Annotated in this window: 3 protein-coding genes; 1 reads left to right on the top strand and 2 read right to left on the bottom strand. The window is 56.3% G+C overall.

The genetic code is table 11. From position 1 onward, the window contains the following. Positions 1–109: 109 nt before the first annotated feature. The gene (locus Q0106_RS08705) at positions 110–259 is read left to right on the top strand and encodes a hypothetical protein (protein ID WP_297611679.1); all 150 of its coding nucleotides are present in this window, start codon (positions 110–112) and stop codon (positions 257–259) included. Positions 260–539: 280 nt separating this feature from the next. Here the strand turns inward: Q0106_RS08705 and Q0106_RS08700 are convergent, their stop codons facing one another. Both Q0106_RS08700 and Q0106_RS08695 read right to left on the bottom strand, forming a co-directional pair. Further along, on the bottom strand, positions 540–995 hold the full coding sequence (locus tag Q0106_RS08700; RefSeq protein WP_297611676.1) for a helix-turn-helix domain-containing protein: 456 nt from the start codon (positions 993–995) through the stop codon (positions 540–542). A gap of 171 nt (positions 996–1,166) precedes the next feature. Then, positions 1,167–3,989, bottom strand: a complete 2,823-nt coding sequence (locus tag Q0106_RS08695) for an autotransporter outer membrane beta-barrel domain-containing protein (protein WP_297611674.1) — start codon at positions 3,987–3,989, stop codon at positions 1,167–1,169. Between the last annotated feature and the right edge of the window lie 36 nt (positions 3,990–4,025).

Genomic DNA, 4,025 nt, shown 5'->3' with positions numbered 1-4,025 from the left:
GCGGTCAGTGGACTTTCACCACATAAACACACGTGCGCTGCCGGGCGCACTACGACAAAGCCCGGTGTTGGTAGCACCGGGCCTAGTCTTCTTGAAAGAGAGGGACAAAATGGCCTCTATCCATTTCCTCTCGTCAGAGATTGTACCGCCGATCAACTTCACCTGGACGGGTGATGTGTCGATTTCCTTCGGGGACTCGACGTTTGCCATCCTCGTTCTAGTCGTTGCTCTGATCATCTGGTACAAGCTCCGCGAGTAGCGCGCCTAAAAACGCGTGAGCGGGCCGCCTTGCCTCTTGGTGAGGCGGCCCTTCGTGTTTTCGGGAAGCCGGAACAATTTCCTCCAGTCACGTCGAGCTGAGCAGAAACGCCTTGGATTGGGGCTCTGTTTGATCGAACCCCCTAGCGGCAGATCGGGCAGCGGGACAGTGGTGCACTTTTCATCCGCGTCGTAGGAGCCACTGCGACTTGCTTTCTTCCAAAAAGCCGATTCTGCACGAATACACCGCTTTGAAGCTGTTTTCTGCAGAAAATGCCCGGTTATTTCGGATCCTCCACGAGAATCTGGGCTTTCGGTCCCGTTGACTTCGTATGGTCTTCAAGCCATTTGCGAATGGTCGAAGATGAAATCCCCGTCATCTTCGTCACCTCGCTCCAGGAGTAGCCCTGAAGCCGCAGGCGGATTGCGCGCTCCCTTACCGCTTTGGGATAGCGGTACTGATTGTCGGCGAGATCCACCTTGAAGGAGCCCTTCAGAAAGGCGCGCCGCCAGTCCCGAAGGGTATTGGGAGACATGTCAAGAATCCGGGATGCCCGGATGTAGCCGATCCCGTGGCGGAAAAGTTCAAGTGCCTGAGCACGCTTTTCGTCCGTCGCAAACGTGCGCGGACGGATCCTGTTGTACGCGATGTCGGGAGCAACCGACGGCACGGACTTTGTGACCGTCGGCGCCTTCGGCAGGCGTTTGCGCGGCGAGCGCTTTACTTGCGCAGGCATTTGAAGGCTTCCTCCAACTGATTAGGAAGGGAAAGATGAGAAGCAGAAAAGAAAGGCCCGGGACCGCTCTTTTGGATTGGTTTCCGAGCCCTTCAGATATGCGCCTTCCGCTTCTCCTCCGTGAGGGAATCACGGAGGAGAAGGAAAGTCAGGACTCTTTAGAAAAGAGCCTTAGAAGGCGTAGCGGACGTTGGCGTTGAACGAATTGTTCATGCGGTCATCGGAGCCAGCCGAGAGGCTGTAGTTGAGACCGAACGTGAACGCACCGTTCTGCGCATTGACGCCGAGGGTGGCCTGCACCGGGTTGGAGTCAACGACGCGGGTCGTCACATCCTTGCCGATAAAGGAGGCCACGGCATCCTTGTCGCCGAAGGTCGGGACAACGGACACATCAACCATCGGAGCGACCTTCCAGCCGTTCGCTTCGACTGTGCCGGAGAAGGCAACGCCGAGCGGGAGCTGGTAAACCGTCATACGGTCGTAGTCAGCACCGTACTTGGAGTCGTCCATGTCGATCGACGTGAGGCGGAAGCCCGCATGCGGCGTGATGTTGACGATGCCCGCTTCGACCTTGTACTCAGTACCGAGACCGAACGTGTAGATGTCGGCATCAAGGCTTTCCTTGATATTGCCGAACGCGCCGTTCGTCGAAAGGTCGTTCGAGGTCTGCGTGTAGCCCGCATCAGCCTGAACGTTGAAGCCGCCGAACTGCTTAGCCGCATAGATCGACACGCCGTAGAAGTCGACGTCGTTGTCGACCTTCACGCCGTTGCCGACGGAGTTGCCGTCAGCAGTACCGACGTTGAGGGCGAGACCAAGCACGCCGCCGCAGGCAGCCGTGTAGTCAAAGCCCAGCACGGCACCGTAGATGTCGGCTTCATAGCCGGCATTGGAGCCGTAAAGGCGCTTGGCTTCGTTGGTCGTGCCGAAGACGTCAACCCACGGCGTGACGCCGACTTCACCGCGAACCGCGTTGAGGTTCGTGACGGAGGTGCGGCGGGCAACAGCTTTGTTGACCTGTTCCTGAACGTCCATGGCCGTCGAGAAGGCGCCGCCGAGAACCGCCATGTTGGTGGCTGCATTTTCGGAAGCGACCGTGTAGGCCGTGGCGGCATTGTCAAGAGCAATGATCTGCTTCACGAGCGCTTTTTCATCGGCATTCGTGAGGCCATCAATCTCTTTGGCAGTCATGTCGAGAATGGCATCGAGATCCTTCGACGCATAAGACGCGTTGAGCTTAACCAGCTCCTCGCGCAGCGCGTTCTGCTGAGTTTCAACGCCGTTCCAGTATGCATCAAGGGCTTCGCCGCCGAAGATGATGGCATGCGAGATGGCATTGTCGGAGAAGGTCATCGTCTTGACTTCCTGCTCGACCTGACCGGCGAGGTTGAAGCCGTCAGTCTTCAGTTCGTCAAGCGCCACCTGATCAGCCTTCACAGTGATCGTGCCAGTGGTCTCATCGTAGCCAGTCTCGTAGAAGTCAGCATCAGTCTTAACGCCCGCAAAGACCTTGATCTGATCGCCAAGCTTCAGGGAGAACGTTTCCGTCTTGTCGTCGTACTTGAAGCCCTGGGCCGTCAGGTTCGAAAGGATGACGTTGTCGAGGTACGACTGAGCGCCAACCTTGAAGACACCGTCAGTGCTCTTAGGAGCGTAGTTGTGCGAAGCAAGGCCGGCAACATCAATCAGAACAGCAGTAGAAGAGCCGCCCTGAACATTCAGACCCTTATCGATAACAGTAGTGGTGGTGTCACTTCCATTAACCGTAAGCGTTCCATTGGTACCCAGAGCAATGCCCGTGCCGGCAGCCGAAAGATCGAGTCTCTGATTGACGACGAGGACCGCATCGAGAGGATCGTCCGCATCGCGATGCAGAACGTAATTGGCCTTCTTTACAGCGGCGGCGCTGTAAGTGCGGCTGCCTTCGCCGAAGGTGATGACGGCAGGCTGATTGTCAGAGCTCACAACCTTATAGGAAGTCTGAAGAGCAAATGCCTTGTCGTAGGTTGGAGTCTCGCTGCCGCCTTCAGCCGCAGGCGCAACGTCTGCGTCGGGGTTGTACTGACCGGTCACGGCAAGCGAACCGCCCTCAACCGTCACGTTGCCGCCATAAATATAGTCGGCGACGACGTTGGAGTTTTCGGCAACAGTTATGTTGACAGAGTTGTCAGCAGCCTCAATGCCCTTGAGATTCATTTCAGCCGCACCAAGAGTGAGCGAGCTGGAAGTCTTAAGAGCGATGTCGTTTGCAACGTTGAGCGCAACATCCTTGACAGATGCGAGCTGAGCGCCAAACTCGAACTTGCCATCGAGAGTGAGCTTCTTATCTGCCGCAACACCCGTCACGACATTGCCCTGAGCGTCGCCGAGGAGCGCCAGCGTGGCGCTAGAGGTCGCAGTAAGCGAAGCGCCTTCCTTAGCGGCAGTGGCGTCAAAAGCAACGGCGCCGACAGCCGTATCCTTGGTAACGGATCCAGCGGCGGTATCGACAGTCACGGTCGTACCGTAGGAAGTGTAGCCGTTGACATCAGAGAGCGCATAGTTCTTGCCGTCCTTGGACTGCAGAACTGCATTTTCAAAGATGAGATCAATAGGCGTGCCCTTCTCACCAACAATCGCAGTCTGCATTCCCTTGAGGGTTTCAAGGGTGTAGGTACCGTTCAGAGACTTGTCGATGACGAGACCCTTAGCCTGTGCACCAACAGCAGAACCGAACTCTGTAGCCGTGTACTTGCCGTCCTTTTCAGTGACGAGATTGGCGACATTGACGACGAGTGCAGAATCATTGTTGTCCGTGTAAGTCGCGCCCTTCTTCGCAGTTGCCTTGCCGGTGATCGTGACAACGCCATTATTCGTAAGCGTCGAATTCGCCCTCATTTCGAGGTTGGCGACGGTCAGCGTGCCGTCGGCATTAACCGTGACGGACGAACCGCTCTTCTGAACTTTAGCGCTTTCGCCGAAATAGAGGTTGTTGAGCTTATAGGGGACTTCCATAAAATAAATGCCTGTAAATTCTGAAAATTTCAGAGT

Source organism: uncultured Sutterella sp., from assembly GCF_937923675.1.
GTDB lineage: Bacteria > Pseudomonadota > Gammaproteobacteria > Burkholderiales > Burkholderiaceae_F > Sutterella.
This window is presented reverse-complemented; position numbering and strand designations above follow the sequence as displayed.

Bases quoted from the DNA above. Each gene is read 5' to 3' on its own strand.
- Q0106_RS08705 (WP_297611679.1), top strand. From the start codon at position 110: ATGGCCTCTATCCATTTCCTCTCGTCAGAGATTGTACCGCCGATCAAC.
- Q0106_RS08700 (WP_297611676.1), bottom strand. From the start codon at position 995: ATGCCTGCGCAAGTAAAGCGCTCGCCGCGCAAACGCCTGCCGAAGGCG.
- Q0106_RS08695 (WP_297611674.1), bottom strand. From the start codon at position 3,989: ATGGAAGTCCCCTATAAGCTCAACAACCTCTATTTCGGCGAAAGCGCT.